15 protein-coding genes and 1 pseudogene are annotated in these 16,772 nt (G+C 45.9%); 4 read left to right on the top strand and 12 right to left on the bottom strand.

All coding sequences use genetic code 11. The features are described from left to right. Positions 1–13: 13 nt before the first annotated feature. The 3 genes from CXB77_RS10535 to CXB77_RS10525 all read right to left on the bottom strand — a co-directional run bounded on the left by CXB77_RS10535 (position 14) and on the right by CXB77_RS10525 (position 3,930). Positions 14–205, bottom strand: coding sequence for a hypothetical protein (locus CXB77_RS10535; protein WP_105073851.1), 192 nt, complete (start codon positions 203–205; stop codon positions 14–16). 14 nt (positions 206–219) lie between these two features. Then, the gene (locus CXB77_RS10530) at positions 220–2,691 is read right to left on the bottom strand and encodes a site-specific DNA-methyltransferase (RefSeq protein ID WP_105073850.1); all 2,472 of its coding nucleotides are present in this window, start codon (positions 2,689–2,691) and stop codon (positions 220–222) included. Between the two features lie 315 nt (positions 2,692–3,006). Beyond that, on the bottom strand, positions 3,007–3,930 hold the full coding sequence (locus CXB77_RS10525) for a DUF2887 domain-containing protein (protein WP_105073849.1): 924 nt from the start codon (positions 3,928–3,930) through the stop codon (positions 3,007–3,009). Positions 3,931–4,542: 612 nt separating this feature from the next. Here CXB77_RS10525 and CXB77_RS21855 point away from each other — a divergent pair. Further along, a complete protein-coding gene (locus tag CXB77_RS21855; protein ID WP_105073848.1) occupies positions 4,543–5,361 on the top strand; it encodes a Rha family transcriptional regulator in 819 nt (272 codons plus the stop codon). 149 nt (positions 5,362–5,510) lie between these two features. Here the strand turns inward: CXB77_RS21855 and CXB77_RS10515 are convergent, their stop codons facing one another. The 4 genes from CXB77_RS10515 to CXB77_RS10495 form a co-directional block, all read right to left on the bottom strand. Then, the gene (locus CXB77_RS10515) at positions 5,511–7,106 is read right to left on the bottom strand and encodes an InlB B-repeat-containing protein (RefSeq protein ID WP_146108793.1); all 1,596 of its coding nucleotides are present in this window, start codon (positions 7,104–7,106) and stop codon (positions 5,511–5,513) included. 2 nt (positions 7,107–7,108) lie between these two features. Next, a complete protein-coding gene (locus CXB77_RS10505) occupies positions 7,109–7,327 on the bottom strand; it encodes a DUF1566 domain-containing protein (protein ID WP_242445625.1) in 219 nt (72 codons plus the stop codon). A 37-nt stretch (positions 7,328–7,364) separates the two neighbouring features. Further along, positions 7,365–7,748, bottom strand: a complete 384-nt coding sequence (locus CXB77_RS10500) for a DUF1566 domain-containing protein (protein WP_105073846.1) — start codon at positions 7,746–7,748, stop codon at positions 7,365–7,367. Positions 7,749–7,853: 105 nt separating this feature from the next. Then, positions 7,854–8,150, bottom strand: a complete 297-nt coding sequence (locus CXB77_RS10495) for a hypothetical protein (protein WP_105073845.1) — start codon at positions 8,148–8,150, stop codon at positions 7,854–7,856. Between the two features lie 611 nt (positions 8,151–8,761). On the opposite strand from CXB77_RS10495, the gene CXB77_RS10490 reads away from it, so the two are divergent. Beyond that, positions 8,762–9,631, top strand: coding sequence for a phage antirepressor N-terminal domain-containing protein (locus tag CXB77_RS10490; protein ID WP_105073844.1), 870 nt, complete (start codon positions 8,762–8,764; stop codon positions 9,629–9,631). A 149-nt stretch (positions 9,632–9,780) separates the two neighbouring features. Here CXB77_RS10490 and CXB77_RS10485 read toward each other — a convergent pair whose 3' ends face one another. The 4 genes and pseudogenes from CXB77_RS10485 to CXB77_RS10470 form a co-directional block, all read right to left on the bottom strand. Next, positions 9,781–11,199, bottom strand: coding sequence for an InlB B-repeat-containing protein (locus CXB77_RS10485; protein WP_105073843.1), 1,419 nt, complete (start codon positions 11,197–11,199; stop codon positions 9,781–9,783). Positions 11,200–11,217: 18 nt separating this feature from the next. Beyond that, positions 11,218–11,322 (bottom strand): annotated as a pseudogene (locus CXB77_RS24630) (InlB B-repeat-containing protein); the annotation flags it as partial. Positions 11,323–11,415: 93 nt separating this feature from the next. Beyond that, on the bottom strand, positions 11,416–12,468 hold the full coding sequence (locus CXB77_RS10475; protein ID WP_105073842.1) for a DUF1566 domain-containing protein: 1,053 nt from the start codon (positions 12,466–12,468) through the stop codon (positions 11,416–11,418). Positions 12,469–13,146: 678 nt separating this feature from the next. Then, positions 13,147–14,133 (bottom strand): IS5 family transposase, encoded by a 987-nt coding sequence (locus CXB77_RS10470; protein WP_105072451.1) that lies wholly within the window; start codon positions 14,131–14,133, stop codon positions 13,147–13,149. A gap of 168 nt (positions 14,134–14,301) precedes the next feature. Between CXB77_RS10470 and CXB77_RS10465 the strand changes: the two genes are divergently transcribed. Together CXB77_RS10465 and metF are read left to right on the top strand one after the other, a co-directional pair. Continuing rightward, complete coding sequence (locus CXB77_RS10465; protein ID WP_105073841.1) at positions 14,302–15,096, top strand: Rha family transcriptional regulator; 795 nt, start codon at positions 14,302–14,304, stop codon at positions 15,094–15,096. A gap of 253 nt (positions 15,097–15,349) precedes the next feature. Next, complete coding sequence (gene metF / locus CXB77_RS10460) at positions 15,350–16,195, top strand: methylenetetrahydrofolate reductase [NAD(P)H] (RefSeq protein WP_105073840.1); 846 nt, start codon at positions 15,350–15,352, stop codon at positions 16,193–16,195. Position 16,196: 1 nt separating this feature from the next. On the opposite strand, the gene pgsA is transcribed toward metF, so the two are convergent. Then, positions 16,197–16,772, bottom strand: coding sequence for a CDP-diacylglycerol--glycerol-3-phosphate 3-phosphatidyltransferase (gene pgsA / locus CXB77_RS10455; RefSeq protein WP_105073839.1), 576 nt, complete (start codon positions 16,770–16,772; stop codon positions 16,197–16,199).

The following is a 16,772-nucleotide window of genomic DNA, read 5'->3' as shown; positions in this document are numbered from 1 at the left end:
GCTCCTTAATAGCTCATAGCGCAATATCTCTGCCTGTATCTTTATCGCGTTCAAACAATAAAGCCAAGTCATCATCGGTGGTTTCTTTATTAATTTGGCTGTCATTCATTAACACTAAAACCCGAATGGCTGTACCGTTGGGAATGCTGTCAGGAATACGGATAACATGATTTTGCACAGTGGTTTCAAATTCGATGGCGTACATAAAGAGTCCTCAGCTTAAAGTGAAATCACGCGCAAGCATTCAATACCACGATCATCAATGATTTTGACCGCAATTTTTTGCGCTTTGGCGAATGGCAGCGACAACGTACCGTTAAACGCCTCGATTTTTTCTTCATCAATTTCGGCTTTTAGATTTTTGGCTAATTTGCTCCAACCTTCGCCATTGCCTGCCATTGGGAAAAACACCTGTTTGGGAAATAAACTGCGTCCGTCATAATCGGTATCAAGCAACCACATGGCGATATTGTTTTTGCCGCCGCTCTCGATGTTGCCGTTTTTCGGATTGTAATAATCAAAACCCAACACTTCGACCCGCATCATGCCGTCCACTAATTCGTGCACTTTCACATCGGGTTGACCAATCAACCAAAAACTTTCGTTGCTGCTGCGTTTTTTGCGTAAATCATCGGTGAGTAAATCCGCATTCATTTGCGCTTTTAATAACTGCATTCCCGCAATACTGGGCGTGAGTTCGTCGATATTTTTTGCTGCTTCTTCATCAAATTGAAACGCACAAAACAGCAAAATATCAGGTTTAAACAATCGCGCTTCTTGCCACGCATTTTCAAAGGTGCGAACTTCTAACGGTGCAAATTCAGAACCAAACACAATCAAGACTTTTTTCGGCAGGTCTTCTTTGGTTTCGGCTTGGGCTTGAATGAATTTTGCACCCGCTAAAGTTTCAATGCGCGAAAATTCAATCATGCCGCCGTTTTTAGCGCGTACTCCGGTTTTTAATAATTCATCGCGCCATTCACTTTGGCGATGCGTTTCACCTGAGCGAGCAATTGAATGATCTGCGCCCGTGTTTTCATTGTCGATGTCATCTAAACTTAGCGCATGAACCGCTGGCACGGCTTCAACAGTAAATGAACCGGTAATACGACTGCGTTTGGTGTCTTTTAATGGCTGGTCGTATAGGGTTTCGGTGGCAGGCGGTTCGTTATTGGCAATGCTTTTTAAGGTGATATGCGGCACGGTTTTATACACAAAACCGCTAGAAACACCTTCGGTCGGACGCGCTAATTGGTAATAATCAAAGTTTGCGGTCATTAAGCGTTGTTTTGCCAGCGTTAAAGCAACGCGGGATGTATCGCAGGTGATCCAACGTCTGCCCCATTGTTCGGCAACATAAGCGGTTGTGCCACTGCCGCAGGTGATGTCTAACACTAAATCGCTGGGGTCGGTGGTCATTAACAGGCAGCGTTGGATTGCTTTTATAGCTGTTTGAACTACATATTTTTTGCTTATTAACTCCATTGTATTTTCCCATACATGGGAAATTTCCATAAAAGGAAAATCATCACTTTTTGCTATAAATTTAAGAGTATTTTCTGCAATATTTATTCTACGAAGCTCGATTAACCGCTTCATTCCTTCCCGTGTAGTTTTCCAACAGCGATTACTTCCTGGATGATAATTTTTTCCATTTATCTCAAAATCAAAAGTTGTTGTTGCAGAATATGCACCTGAAACTAAAGGACGATAAACAACATACCGCTTAATTTTGCTTTTTTCATCATCAGTTATTTTTGATAAGTCAACAATTTCACCATTATCTAGTTCTGCTTTATCAAAATAACTATCAACTCCAAAATTTTTTTCTTCATACAATTGATGATATTTTGTTTGTTCTTTATCTTTTCCATACCAAATTAAATAATCTGATGTTGTTTTAAGATAACGAGATATAAAACCACTACTTGTTTTAAACGTAATTAAACTAATAAAATTCTCCGCCCCAAACACCTCATCCATAATCTCCCGCACATGATGCACATTCTCATCGGAAATCTGCACAAACACACTGCCGCTATCGCTTAATAACTCTCGCGCCAATAACAAACGGTCACGCAAATAGGTTAAATACGAATGAATGCCCAATTCCCAAGTATCCCGAAATGCTTTAATCATTTCAGGTTCGCTGGATAAATCCTCATCTTTACCGTCTTTCACATCGCGCTTATTCACAAACGGCTGAAAATTAGAACCGTATTTAATTCCATACGGCGGATCGAAATACACCATCTGCACCTTACCTGCCATGCCTTCTTTTTCGAGCAGTGAATTCATCACCAATAAACTATCGCCAGCGATTAAACGATTACTCCAGTTTTCCTTGTGCTTATAAAAATCCAACGCTTCACGCAACGGCAATGGTTCATCAAACAAACTGGCTTGACCATGGTCATCTTTGGCTTTTTTTACCGCATCAATAATGGTTTTAGTATCAATGCGTTCATGCACATGCAAACTCACCGTTGGCACTTCAAAACTGGAGTGTTCTGCTTTACCCGCCCATTGCAATTGCGGCTCAAGATGCGGATCGTAAGTGTAGGTTTTCTTTTCACCTTTATCGGGATCAGTACGCGGCGTGACTAAACCAACTGGCGGATTATTCATGCGCTCTTTATCAGTGTGGATATAGTTTTCAATTGGTTTTTGCGGAGTGGGTTTTTTAGCCATGATGTTATTTTTTATGCGCTGGGACAGAGATAGAAACGATATATTGATGTTAACACTCATTTCTGAGCGAGTATGTATTTTTCAATTCTCGCAGAAAAATCCCACGAGCGCCATTGATATTACAATCAAGGGTGATTCCATTCAACCCTTCCGACCGGCGTAATTGTTACGCCAAGTGATCAGATTCTGCATTCGGATAAACCGAATTCAGATCACGCGCTGCATGTATGAATCGGCACTTTCGATGCCGTAATGAATGGCGCATTGCAACGCATCACTTTAAGCCCCCCTTTGAAAACGGGGGTTGAGTAGGATTTAATCCAATGAACTGCCGAGTAAAGTTGCGACATCGGCAGCATCAAAAATCTGTTCCGCCCACGCTTCCAATTGCTCCGTATTTGCTTTCTGCAAGCGCGTTACTGCCCAATTAGGTAAATCACCAAAGCGCCGCCGAATCAACTTAGTGAGAATAGCGCGAGCCTCAGCTTTACGTCCCTCATAACGCCCTTCTTGACGGCCTTCTTGGCGACCTTCAATGCGCCCTTCAGTTCTCCCTTCAATCCGTCCTTTCTCAATACCAATGCCCACCAATTGCTGATACGCTCGCGTTTCTTCTAATGGTGTTGTTGGAAGATGCAACATTGCCATAACCTCCTCATAAGTTTGATGTTTATAACGTTCCATTAACCATGATGTAAAGACATCCATTAACGCAGTAGCATCTGGTTCAGTCCGCGCTGCCAATTGTTGCCATGCTGCCGATGCTTGTTGCGCTAATTCTTTATTATTAGCGACTAATGGCAGAAAAGTTGCTAATAACGGATGATCTGGTTGTTCAATTCGCGCCCGCTCAATGATTTCATCCAAATAGACAGATTTTAGTAATAGCGAACCCACGCCTAAATAAGGTTGCCATGGCGATTCTGGCTCATCACCGCTGCGTTCGATAAATAGCACCAAACCATGAACTGTGCAATTCGGATGCAATTTGCGATACAGCACCAATTCCAATACTAACCGATCATAAACATCACCAGAATGTTGGGTTTGAATTTCCAGAATATACACCGGACCAATGCTATTATCTGGTTCAAATACATGATCAGCGCGGCGTTCCAATTCTTTGAACACAATGGAACGATCTTGATAGCTGCCAATAAGCTCTAAACCACCAGTGAGAAAACGAAATGCTTCGGGACCAGAGGTTAATAATGTGTGAATATGTTTATCGGTTTTCATTGCAACTCATTAAGAATTAAAGGTAAGGCACATTAGTTTGGATTGAGTCCGTCAATTCGAGCAGAAAATGATGTTGGTTGATGCAGTGTGACTGGCGGGAAGCGGCAGCGCAGCAATGCCCACCCAGCACAGACAGGAACGCAATGAATCACGCATAAAACACTCCTGAATAAATGTGTAGAGAAAAGTATAAACCAATAATTACGGCTGCACATTTACGCACAATTAAAAATCGCGCTGCTAGTTAAATGAAACTTGAATATGTCGCCGCAATTGAATGATTAACGCTCGCAATCACTGGTGAATGCACAGGATTAAAATAATCCAGCGATTATGCAGCGTTAAAATTGTAGTTGACATTGGCGTGCTGAAGTGATTTTCTATGTCTCAGGAGGAATAGGAACCTCGTCTAAGCGGAAATGCCCCCGACAGACAGGCGCGTTTTTTGCCCGCACGGTTTATTATGAAGGTTAGCCGGTCGGGAGTGTGGTGAATAACCTGAGTAATCAGCAATAGCCACGCGGTGACTTAGAGCCGTTTCTATCCTCCTGACTGCCTCAAATCCAATTTGAGGTTCACTTTGCAATAGAAGCAAATCTAAGAGGTTCTGTAATGGAAACTTGCAACACCCTCACTGTTTTATCCCTCAGCATGACCTCCCGCGAAATCGCCGAACTCACCGGTAAGCGTCACGATCACGTTTTGCGCGACATTAAAACAATGCTTTCGCAAGTCCATGATTTGCAAGATAACCCGGAATTGGGTTATCAAGAAATTCAAGGTGTTACGTTTGAGTTCGACAATCACACAAAACGCCTATCAACAATCAGTCTTGACAAGGATCACACCCTCACGCTGTTAACTGGCTACGATGCTAAAGCGCGTTTCAAAGTGATACGACGCTGGCAGGAACTTGAAGCTGCTTTTGCATCAACTCTGCAACAACCATCTATTCAACCTGACACCTATACGCTGCCTTATCAACCAGCAATGAAGGTTCAGATTGTTGAATTAGCGATGCGGTCATTGCGCGTATCAGAAACCAGCAAGATTCGGATGTTGGCTAAATTTATTGAATCGGAAGGATTCAATTCCGATTTTCTACCGGATTATGTCGATGAGCCATTGGTGAGAGCGATTACTCCGCTATTGAAAGGGATGGGACATTCGCTGGGTAGTAAGGTCGCTAACACCGTCAATCCCGCATTGGAAGCAATGGGAATTCTGGAGCATCTTTCACGCAAGAGTACTGGCGGTAAGATCAAACAGTTCTGGAGTTTAACCGAAGAAGGTTTGCAATACGGGCGCAATGAAACCAGCCCGAATAATCCCCGCGAGACCCAGCCGCTGTTTTTTGTAAATCGCTTTCCCGAATTATTGACGCGATTGGAAGCACATCTGGATCATAAAATACTACCGCCAGCGCAATAAAATAGCAGGATGAACAAACGCAGTTGGCGTTAAATAAATTGCTCCACTTAACACCAACTGCGTTATTGATTCAAGCAATAATTATTCAATTCAGAAAAGTCTTGATGCCATGAATAGGCGCATGAATTAATGGCAATGCCGAACAGTCGTTATTTCACCGTATAGCGTTTAATCAGTTGATTATTCCTCTCGCTTAATTCAGTCACTTTGCACTGACTATCCGCAAATACGCGCAAGCGTTGTATTCCTTTAACCGGCGCGATGAGTTTGACAGTAATGGTTGTGCTGGCATTGCGTGCCAATTGACCAATATCATCTGCGAAAGCATCACCAATTGCGCCACAAGATTGTCCGGTCGGTTCATTTGCCCACACTTCCAAATGACTACCGCTGGCTAAGGCGATATTGCCGATATTTTTTAAGGTGATTTGTGCTGTGAAACTTTTTCCTGCACTCGGAGAAATAGGAGTTAAAACGACATCGGTGATTTGAATATCAGCTTCGAGGGTCGTTTTATTGCTGAATTCAGCGGTCACGGTGATAGTTTTAGTTAAGGTCACGCGGCATTGCATGGGATTAGTTGCACTTGCAATGCAGCCATTCCAACGCACAAATGTTTCACCATCGGCAGGTTTAGCAGTGAGCGTAATCACAGCATCGGAAGCGAAGGTTTTAATGCAGCCGCTGCCACAATTAATACCAAGCGGATTGCTGGTGATAACGCCATTGCCGGTTGTGTTTACGGTTAGCGTATAGCCACTGGGAATAACCGCAAACGTCGCGGTAACTGTCTGCGCTTTGCTCATCTTGACGGTGCATTGCAGCGGATTTGCCGCAACTGCGGCGCAACCTGACCAACTCACAAAGGTTGCGCCGGTGTCTGGTTTGGCGGTCAGTGTGACTAGTTTGCCGCTGGCGAAATTCTCCGTGCAATCGCTGCCGCAGTTAATTCCAAATAGATCGCTGCTGACCGCACCGTTGCCGACTTTGCTGACCGTTAATTGATAAGTCACGGGCGCTACTGCGGTAAATGTCGCGCTAACGGTTTGCGCTTTATTTATATCAACCTGACATTGCAGTGGATTGGTCGCAAATGGAGTGCAACCACTCCAACTATTGAATTCATAACCGCTGGCAGGCACAGCAGTGAGAATGACGGCGCTGCCGCTCTCGAAATTGGCGCTGCAATTACTGCCGCAATTGATTCCGTTTGGATCGCTGTTAATACTTCCGCTGCCAGTTTTCTTTACCGTTAATTGATAATTCACCGGCGCAGCAACAATAAATGTCGCAGTAACGGTTTTGGCGCTCGCCATGCTGACCGAGCAATTGCCGCTGGTGTTGAAACACGCGCCGCTCCAACCGCCGAATTCATAGCCAGTCGCTGCCGTCGCGGTCAACGTCACCACTTTACCTTTGTCGAAACTCGCCACGCAGTCGCTGCCGCAATTGATTCCCGCCGGATCGCTTTTGACCGAACCATCGCCAACTTTGCTGACCGAGAGTTTATAAGTGATTGGTTTGGCGGTAAAAGTCGCAGTAACGGTTTGCGCTGCACATTGTGACCGAGCAATCGCCGGTTTTATTGGTACACGCGCCGCTCCAGCCGCCGAAGTTGAATTATATCGGCGCAGCGGTGAGAGTGATTTCACTGCCGCGATTAAAATCGCTGCACAAATCGCGCCGCAGTTAATTCCTGCTGGAATGCTGCTGACGCTCCCGCTACCACTGCCAGTTTTATTCACATTTAAAGAATCAAAAGGATCAAAAGACTGTCCGCCGCGGACGAGGCGAACGTGGAGCTGCCGTCCCGATAGAAGTTGCCGGCGTAGCCATAGCCGAAATACACGCCCCACGCGTAGTGCGCGAGGCTGGCAATCGGAGAACCGGACCAAAACCACGAACTCGGTGTATTCGGAAATTGAGTGGTATCAATTGCGGGGTCATAACGGCTGTAATCGACCAAGGCTTGTAATTCTTTGAAATTCGGCAGCCGCCAATCGTTATAACCACCCGAGATTAGAATTATTGGCGGCAGTTAATGCGGCGCTCCAATTCATTGTTTTTGCGTCACCGGTACAATTCGTGCCGCTTTGCCCTTCGCTGCATTTTGCCCACATCAGCCCAGTGTTCGACTGCGTTACAGTGCCATCCGCGTTATCAACAAAAGTGTCAAAAGACTGTCGCCGCGGACAAGGCGAACGTGGTTGGCGTTGCCCCGATCGTCGTCGTAGGCGTAGCCATTGCCGAAATACACGCCCACGCGCCGTTCGCGCCGTGGCATTCGGAGAACCGGACCAAAACCACGAACTCGGCGTACCCGGAAAATAATTGGTATCAATTGCTGGACCGGGATAAGCAATACTGTGATCGACGATTCCAAACAATTCTTTTTATTTGGCATTCGCCAATCTTTAAAGCCGCATAAACCAGTTGAATTAAGTTATTTACATAACCAGCTTCGATCGAAGTGAAAGTTGAATCACTGATTTTCACTTGCCAATTAAGCCGGTGACATTATCGCGGACGCAGGTGTGATCGGTTGCCGTTGCTGGCAAATCATTTCCGGCTGCGTCCAATTTCGTAAAATCAAAACTGTTGCTGCCGAATTCGGCATCTTGACCGGGGAAACCGGCGACCGGACAGGGCAAGCCGTTGGTTGCGTTCGAGCAAGTGGTGATGCCGGTGTCGTTGAGACCGGCGGCGTGAGTGGCGGGAAGAAACAGCAGCAGCGCAGCGATGCTCGCCCAGTGCAGATAAGAACGCAGAAAACGCAGTGAGTCAGACATAACATGTTCCTGAATGGATGAATTGACGTGCGGAGAAAGTATAAACCTGCAACGCAAATTTGCTATTGCATAAAATCAAGGTTTGATGTACTCAAAAATCGGCGTAGTCACCACCAGCAATTCAACAATGCTCGCGCTATTTTAGAAAACCCCGATTTAATTCTGTTCTCCAACGCCGGGCAAACTGGAAAAAAGATTTTTAATCGACGCTAAAGAAAACGAAATAATGCTGTTATCAATTTCACGTTTCCGCATAATTAAAAAATAATTAACATTCATAATTGCTGGCGATTGCACAGCACAAATTAAATTAAAATCATCCAGCGATTATGCAACGTTAAAATTGTAGTTGACATCGGTGCGCTGAAGTGATTTTCTATGTCTCAGGAGGAACTAAAACCTCGTCTAAGCGGAAACGCCCCCGACAGATAGGCGGTATTTTTTTGCCCGCTCGGTTATTATGAAAGTCAGCCGGTCGGGAGTGTGGCGAATAGCCTGAACCATTCAGGAATACCCACGCGGTGACTTAGAGCCGTTTTAGTCCTCCCGGCTGACCTGAGCCTATTTGGGGAATCCCTTTGCACTAAAGCAAATCTAAGAGGTTTTCCGTAATGGAAACTAGCAATACGCTCATTCCCGTTCCTTTCCGCAATACCACTCTGTTCCTCGTTGACATTGACGGCACTCCGTATACGCCGATGAAGCCCATCGTCGAAGGCATGGGGCTTGATTGGGCGAGTCAGTTCACAAAAATCAAGTCTAATCAACGATTTGCTTCAACCATTGTGGAAATCACAATGGTTGCTGAGGATGGCAAGCAACGCGAAATGGTGTGTTTTCCACTCCGCAAGCTCCCCGGCTGGCTGATGACCATTCATCCGAATAAAGTGAAGCCAGACATCCGCGAGACCGTCATCGTTTATCAGAATGAATGTGATGATGCGCTCTGGGACTATTGGACACAGGGGCAGGCAATCAATCCGCGATCTACATTCATTCAACCCGACACCTATACGCTGCCTTATCAACCAGCACTTGAGATTCAAATTTTTGAATCTGCTATTCGGGAATTGCGCGTATCAGAAACCAGCAAGATTCGGATGTACGCCACTTTTTGTAAAAGCAATGGCATCAATTCCGATTTTCTGCCGGATTATGTTGATGAACCATTGGTAAGAGCGATTACTCCGCTATTGAAAGGGATGGGACATTCGCTGGGTAGTAAGGTCGCTAACACCGTCAATCCCGCATTGGAAGCAATGGGAATTCTGGAGCATCTTTCACGCAAGAGCACTGGCGGTAAGATCAAGCAGTTTTGGAGTTTGACCGAAGAAGGTTTGCAATACGGGCGCAATGAAACCAGCCCGAATAATCCCCGCGAGACGCAACCGCTGTTTTTTGTAAATCGCTTTCCTGAATTACTAGCGCGATTGGAAGTACATCTGCATCTGGATGGAAATAAATTGCTGCCAGCGCAATAAAATAGCAGGATGAACAAACGCAGTTGGCGTTAAATAAATTGATCCACTTAACACCAACTGCGTTATTGATTAAAGCAATAATGATTCAATTCAGAAAAGTCTTGATGCCATGAATAGGCGCATGAATTCATGGCAATGCCGATCATTCATTAGTTGACGGTATAATGTTTAACCAGTTGATTATTCCTTTCGCTTAATTCAGTCATTTTGCACTGACTATCCGCAAATACGCGCAAGCGTTGCATTCCTTTAATAGGCGCAATGAGTTTGACAGTAATGGTTGTGCTGTCATTGCGTGCCAATTGATCAATATCCGCAAACGCATCACCAATTGCGCCACAAGATTGTCCGCTCGGTTCACTCGCCCACACTTCCAAATGACTGCCGCTGGTTAAGGCGATATTGCCGATATTTTTTAAGGTGATTTGTGCTGTGAAACTTTTTCCTGCACTCGGAGAAACAGGAGTTAAAACCACGTTGGTGATTTGAATATCAGCTTCAAGGGTTGTTTTATTGCTGAATTCAGCGGTCACGGTGAGATTTTTAGTTAAGGTTACGCGGCATTGCATGGGATTAGTTGCATTTGCAATGCAGCCATTCCAACGCACAAATGTTTCACCGCTCGCGGGCAACGCAGTGAGCGTGACAACGCGATCGCTAAAGCTCGCCGCGCAAAGAGAACCGCAATTGATTCCCAACGGATCGCTGGTAACGTTGCCATTGCCAACGGTTTTGACCGTGAGATTGCCGCCGGTTGTGGGAATAACCGCAAACGTCGCGGTAATTGCCTGTGCTTTGCTCATCGTGACAGTGCATTGCAGCGGATTTGCGGCAACTGCGGTGCAGCCGCTCCAACTGACAAAGGTTGAATCAGCAGCGGGCGCAGCGGTAAGCGTGATCGTTTTGCCGCTCTCGAAATTGGCGCTGCAATTGCTGCCGCAGTTAATTCCGTTTGGATCGCTGTTGATTGTGCCATTGCCGGTTTTCTTTACCGTTAATTGATAATTCACCGGCGTAGTTGGCGCTGCTGCGGTAAATGTCGCGCTAACGGTTTGCGCTTTATTTATATCAACCTGACATTGCAGCGGATTGGTGGCAAACGCGGTGCAACCGCTCCAACGATTGAATTCATAACCGCTGGCTGGCTCGGCAGTGAGAATCACGGCGCTGCCGCTCTCGAAATTGGCGCTGCAATTGCTGCCGCAATTGATTCCGTTTGGATCGCTGTTAACACTTCCGCTGCCAGTTTTCTTTACCGTTAATTGATAATTTACCGGCGCAGCAACAATAAATGTCGCAGTGACGGTTTTGGCGCTTGCCATGCTCACCGAGCAAGTGCCGCTGGTGTTGGAACACGCGCCGCTCCAGCCGCCAAAGCTGTAGCCGCTCGCTGCCGTCGCGGTCAACGTCACCACTTTGCCCTTGTCGAAACTCGCCACGCAGTCGCTGCCGCAATTGATTCCAGACGGATCGCTTTTGACCGAGCCAGTGCCAACTTTGCTGACTGAGAGTTTATAAGTGATTGGTTTGGCGGTAAAAGTCGCAGTAACGGTTTGCGCTTCAGACATTGTGACCGTGCAATCGCCAGTTTTATTGGAACACGCGCCGCTCCAGCCGCCGAAGGTCGAATTAGCATCCGGCGCAGCGGTGAGGATTATTTCACTGCCGCGATTAAAATCCGCCGCACAAATCGCGCCGCAGTTAATTCCTGCTGGATTGCTACTGACGCTACCGCTACCACTCCCAGTTTTATTAACATTTAAAGAATCAAAAGGATCAAAAGACTATCCGCCGCGGACGAGCCGGACGCGGAGGCCGTAGCCGTTGCTCCGACCGTCGTAGTAGGCGTGGCCACTGCTGAAACACACGTACCACGCGTAGTTCGAGTAGTTGGCATTCGGAGAACCGGACCAAAACCACGAACTCGGCGTATTGGGAAATTGCGTGGTATCAATTGCCGGTGAATAGCGGCTGTAATCGACCAAGGCTTGCAGCTCTTTGAAATTCGGCAGCCGCCAATCGTTATAGCCACCCAGATTGGAATTATTGGCGACGGTTAATGCGGCGATCCAATCCATATACGTCGCATTACCAGTGCAATTCGTGCCAGTTTGTCCTTCGCTGCATTTTGCCCACATTAGCCCGGTGTTAGTTTGGGAGACTGTGCCATCGTCGTTATCAGCAAAGGTGTCAAAAGACTGTCCGCCGCGGACGAGCCGGACGAGCAGCGCATTGCTCCGATTGTGCTTGTCGGCGCGGCCATAGTAGTCGCCGCCGGGGTTGCCATAGCCGAAATCCACGCTCCACGCGTTGCTCGAGTAGTTGGCATCCGGAGAACCGGACCAAAACCCCGAACTCGGCGTACCCGGAAAATAATTGGTATCAATTGCCGGTGAATAGCGGCTGTAATCGGCAATCCCCATCAATTCTTTTATATTCGGCATTCGCCAGTCTTTGAATCCGCATAAACCAGTTGAATTAACAGTTTCAGCATAAGCAGCGGTTTGGTCAAAAGTGAAAGTTGAATCACTGAGTTTCACTTGCCAGATTAAACCAGTGACATTATCGCGGACGCAGGTGTGATTGGTAGCGGTTGCTGGCAAATCATTTCCGGCTGCATCTAATTTCGTGAAATCAAAACCGTTGCTGCCGAATTCGGCGTCTTGACCGGGGAAACCCGCGACCGGACACGGCAAGCCGTTTTTGGTTGCATTTGAGCAAGTGGTGATGCCGGTGTCGTTGAGACCGGCGGCGTGAGTGGCGGGAAGAAACAGCAGCAGCGCAGCGATGCTCGCCCAGTGCAGATAAGAACGCAGAAAACGCAGTGAGTCAGACATGACTTGTTCCTGAATGGATGAATTGACGTGCGGGGAAAGTATAGACCTGCAACGCAAATTTGCTATTGCATAAAATCAAGGTTTGATGTACTCAAAAATCAGCGTAGTCACCACCAGCAATTCAACAGTGCTCGCGCTATTTTAGAAAACGCTGATTCAATTCTGTTCTCCAACGCAGGGCAAACTGGAAAAAAGATTTTTAATCGACGCTAAAGAAAACGAAATAATGCTGTTATCAATTTCACGTTTCTGCATAATTAAAAAACAATTAACATTCATAATTGCTGGCGATTGCACAGGATTAAAATAACCCAGCGATTATGCAACGTTAAAATTGTAGTTGACATCGGTGCGCTGAAGTGATTTGCTATGTTGCAGAAGGAATAACAACCTCATCTAAGCGGAAACGCCCCCGACAGACAGGCGCGTTTTTTTTGCCCGCACGGTTTATTATGAAGGTCAGCCGGTCGGGAGTGTGGCGAATAGCCTGAACCATTCAGGAATACCCACGCGGTGACTTAGGGAACCGCTGATCTATTTAATGTTCTCCACGTTGCCTTTTTAAAAGCATATTTTTATAGAGGGGATATTAAATAAATAGTTTTTGCTTTAGTGATTCAAAATAGTCAACCTCTTTATTAGGTAAAATTAAGGTACTCTTATGCTGTGAACTCTATATTAGGCTTTTAACAGCGCCTTTTTTGCTATTAAGAGATTAGCCAGAGCAAACAAAGTTTGTAGTTGCGCAGTGTTTTTCGCAAGCCCTTTATAACGTACCTTACGGTGCATAAATAGATTTTTAATAATGTGAAATGGATGTTCAACACGCGCGCGTATTTGCGCCTTAATTTTTTCAATCTGTTGCGTGAGATTTTTCAACAAACCATCATCCATTTTTTCAACTTTAGAACGTTTTTCAGCGATATTCCAACTGACCACTTTTTCATTAAATTTGTTTTTAACTTTTTCGCGTTTATCTGCACCAGTGTAGCCAGCATCACCAAAAACTTTTTGTTCTTGACCATGTAAAATGTTTTCAACTTGAGTGACATCATGCTCATTTGCCGCCGTGCCAACCACGGTATGCACTAACCCAGAATTAACGTCAACACCAATGTGTGCTTTCATTCCGAAATACCATTGATTTCCCTTGCGAGTAGAATGCATTTCTGGATCGCGTTCTTTTGCTTCGTTTTTTGTTGAAGAAGGGGCATTGATAATGGTCGCATCAACGATTGTCCCTTGATTTAACAACAATCCTTTCTCGCGTAAATGCGCATTGATTGTAGAAAAAATCACTGTAGTCAGTGCATGACGTTCGAGTAAATGGCGAAATTTCAACAGTGTTGTTGCATCTGGTACCGCTTCAACACTCAAATCAATACCTATGAATTGCAGTAATGATTGACTATCGTAAATTGCATCTTCCAGTGCCTCATCAGCAAGATGATACCATTGCTGTACAAAGTACATCCTTAACATCCGCTCTAATCCTATTGGCGGACGACCACGCTTACCTTGACTATCAGGGTAGTAATAAGGTGTCAATGCTTTAACCAAAGTTGACCATGGAACAATTTTTTCCATATCATTGAGAAAACGTTCACGGCGCGTCGTTTTCTTTTTTGCTAAAAATTCTGATTGTGCAAAAGAAAATTGTTTCATGCTGGTATCATATTTACATTACGACTGATGCCTATTTTATCATTTAGATCGCAACGATGCTGGCTATTTAATCAGTGTTTCCTTAGAGCCGTTGTTATCCTCCCGGCTGACCCGAAGCCTATTTGGGGAATCCCTTTGCATAACAGCAAATCTAAGAGGTTTTCCGTAATGGAAACTTGCAACACCCTTTCCGTATTACCCGTCACCATGACTTCCCGCGAGATCGCAGAACTCACCGGCAAGCGTCACGACAACGTGAAACGCACGATTGAGTCTCTTGCAAATCAAGGAGTTATCGAATTACCTCAAATTGAGGAAATTTCTACAGCTACTAAACCTGTTCAGGTCTACGTCTTCACTCACGCACACAAGCGCGACACGTTCATTGTAGTTGCCCAGCTTTCACCTGAGTTCACTGCTAAATTAGTGGATCGCTGGCAGGAACTTGAAGCTGCTTTTGCATCAACTCTGCAACAATCATCTATTCAACCCGACACCTATACGCTGCCTTATCAACCAGCAATGAAGGTTCAGATTGTTGAATTAGCGATGCGGTCATTGCGCGTATCAGAAACCAGCAAGATTCGGATGTTGGCTAAATTTATTGAATCGGAAGGATTCAATTCCGATTTTCTGCCGGATTATGTTGATGAACCATTGGTAAGAGCGATTACTCCGCTATTGAAAGGGATGGGACATTCGCTGGGTAGTAAGGTCGCTAACACCGTCAATCCCGCATTGGAAGCAATGGGAATTCTGGAGCATCTGTCACGCAAGAGTACTGGCGGTAAGATCAAGCAGTTCTGGAGTTTGACCGAAGAAGGTTTGCAATACGGGCGCAATGAAACCAGCCCGAATAATCCCCGCGAGACCCAACCGCTGTTTTTTGTAAATCGCTTTCCCGAATTACTGGCGCGATTGGAAGCACATCTGGATGGAAATAAATTGCTGCCAGCGCAATAAAATAGCAGGATGAACAAACGCAGTTGGCGTTAAATAAATTGCTCCACTTAACACCAACTGCGTTATTGATTAAAGCAATAATGATTCAATTCCGAAAAATCTTGATGCCGATGCCACGACTAACCGAGTCCTGTCCCTTATTATTGAATTAGAATATCGCCGTCAGTTTCGAGTATGATTACCCGTTAACCAACGGTACTGGATTGATCAAATACCCATCACGCCAGCATTTCATTTTTCAGAGAATATATTAATGATAACTCCACTTTACAGCGTTGAACTGTTTCCACCTAAAACCGCTGAAGGCATGGCGAAACTCAAGTTAGAAATTAGCCAACTCAATACGCTGAATCCCGCTTATTTCTCGGTCACTTATGGCGCAGGCGGTTCCACTCGTGAAGGAACGTTAGACACGGTGAATTGGCTGCGCGAATTGAACATTGATACTGCGCCGCATCTCGCTTGTATTGGTTCGACCCGCGAACAAGTGCGCGAGTTATTGACGCATTATCAAACTCTGGGAATTAAACGATTGGTCGCTTTACGCGGTGATATGCCATCAGGAATGGGTGCTGGTGAACGTGGCAATTTTCATTATGCGAATGAATTGGTGCAATTCGTGCGTACTGAATTTAGCGATGCGTTTTCAATTGAAGTTGCGGCTTATCCCGAATATCACCCGCAATCAAGTAATCCGGCGCGTGATTTTGAGAACTTTAAGCGTAAAGTGGACGCTGGAGCCGATGGCGCAATTACGCAGTATTTTTATAATGCAGATGCGTATTTTGCCTTTGTTACGAATTGCCAGCGCAGCGGAATCAACATTCCCATTATTCCGGGCATTATGCCGATTACCAATTACACGCAATTGGCACGATTTTCGGATACTTGCGGAGCAGAAATTCCGCGCTGGATTCGGCGGCAATTAGAAGGATTTGGCGACGATGTCGAAAGTATTCGCGCCTTTGGTCACGAAGTGGTGCTGAATTTGTGCCAGCAATTAATCGCTGGCGGTGCACCGGGGTTGCATTTCTATACGATGAATCAATCCGCACCAATTGTGCGTTTATGGACTGAGCTTCATTTGCCAACCAAATGATTTATTTCCGCGTATTCATTGCCGTTTGACCGGATAAACTCGGCCATGCGGCGATGAGATAAACCACCATTGACCACAGCGTCAGGATTGCGGCGATGTACAGCAACGCCAGCCCCAGCGGATAAACCCAGAATCCCAGCAAAGAATCGCGCAAAATCAATAACGTGATGGAAATCATCTGCACGGTAGTTTTGATTTTGCCGAGCTGCGACACCGCCACCGTTGCCCGCGCTCCCACTTCCGCCATCCATTCGCGCAGCGCTGACACCGTAATTTCTCGCCCGATAATGACCATCACCGGCAGCGCCAGCAAAATGCGCGGATCAGCTTGCATTAATACGACCAGCGCGACTGCGACCATCAATTTATCTGCGACTGGATCAAGAAATGCACCGAGCGGCGAAGTTTGCGCCCAGCGCCGCGCCAAATAGCCGTCGAGCCAATCAGTGAGTGCGGCGATACCGAATACGGCTGCAGCCGCGTAAGGTGTCCACCATGCCTCAATGTAAAACACGACAACGAAGACCGGAATCAACGCAATCCGCAATAATGTCAGTATGTTAGGTAAATTCCACAT

This window comes from Chromatium okenii, assembly GCF_002958735.1.
In the GTDB taxonomy this organism is placed as follows: domain Bacteria; phylum Pseudomonadota; class Gammaproteobacteria; order Chromatiales; family Chromatiaceae; genus Chromatium; species Chromatium okenii_A.
Note: the sequence above shows the minus strand (reverse complement) of the source record. Positions and strands in the feature narration are given on the sequence as shown.

What these genes read in the sequence shown, in the direction of transcription:
- CXB77_RS10465 (WP_105073841.1), top strand. Translation starts at nt 14,302, where the DNA reads ATGGAAACTTGCAACACCCTTTCCGTATTACCCGTCACCATGACTTCC.
- CXB77_RS10495 (WP_105073845.1), bottom strand. Translation starts at nt 8,150, where the DNA reads ATGTCTGACTCACTGCGTTTTCTGCGTTCTTATCTGCACTGGGCGAGC.
- pgsA (WP_105073839.1), bottom strand. Translation starts at nt 16,772, where the DNA reads ATGTGGAATTTACCTAACATACTGACATTATTGCGGATTGCGTTGATT.
- CXB77_RS10475 (WP_105073842.1), bottom strand. Translation starts at nt 12,468, where the DNA reads ATGTCTGACTCACTGCGTTTTCTGCGTTCTTATCTGCACTGGGCGAGC.
- metF (WP_105073840.1), top strand. Translation starts at nt 15,350, where the DNA reads ATGATAACTCCACTTTACAGCGTTGAACTGTTTCCACCTAAAACCGCT.
- CXB77_RS10530 (WP_105073850.1), bottom strand. Translation starts at nt 2,691, where the DNA reads ATGGCTAAAAAACCCACTCCGCAAAAACCAATTGAAAACTATATCCAC.
- CXB77_RS10485 (WP_105073843.1), bottom strand. Translation starts at nt 11,199, where the DNA reads ATGTCTGAAGCGCAAACCGTTACTGCGACTTTTACCGCCAAACCAATC.
- CXB77_RS10535 (WP_105073851.1), bottom strand. Translation starts at nt 205, where the DNA reads ATGTACGCCATCGAATTTGAAACCACTGTGCAAAATCATGTTATCCGT.
- CXB77_RS21855 (WP_105073848.1), top strand. Translation starts at nt 4,543, where the DNA reads ATGGAAACTTGCAACACCCTCACTGTTTTATCCCTCAGCATGACCTCC.
- CXB77_RS10470 (WP_105072451.1), bottom strand. Translation starts at nt 14,133, where the DNA reads ATGAAACAATTTTCTTTTGCACAATCAGAATTTTTAGCAAAAAAGAAA.
- CXB77_RS10490 (WP_105073844.1), top strand. Translation starts at nt 8,762, where the DNA reads ATGGAAACTAGCAATACGCTCATTCCCGTTCCTTTCCGCAATACCACT.
- CXB77_RS10525 (WP_105073849.1), bottom strand. Translation starts at nt 3,930, where the DNA reads ATGAAAACCGATAAACATATTCACACATTATTAACCTCTGGTCCCGAA.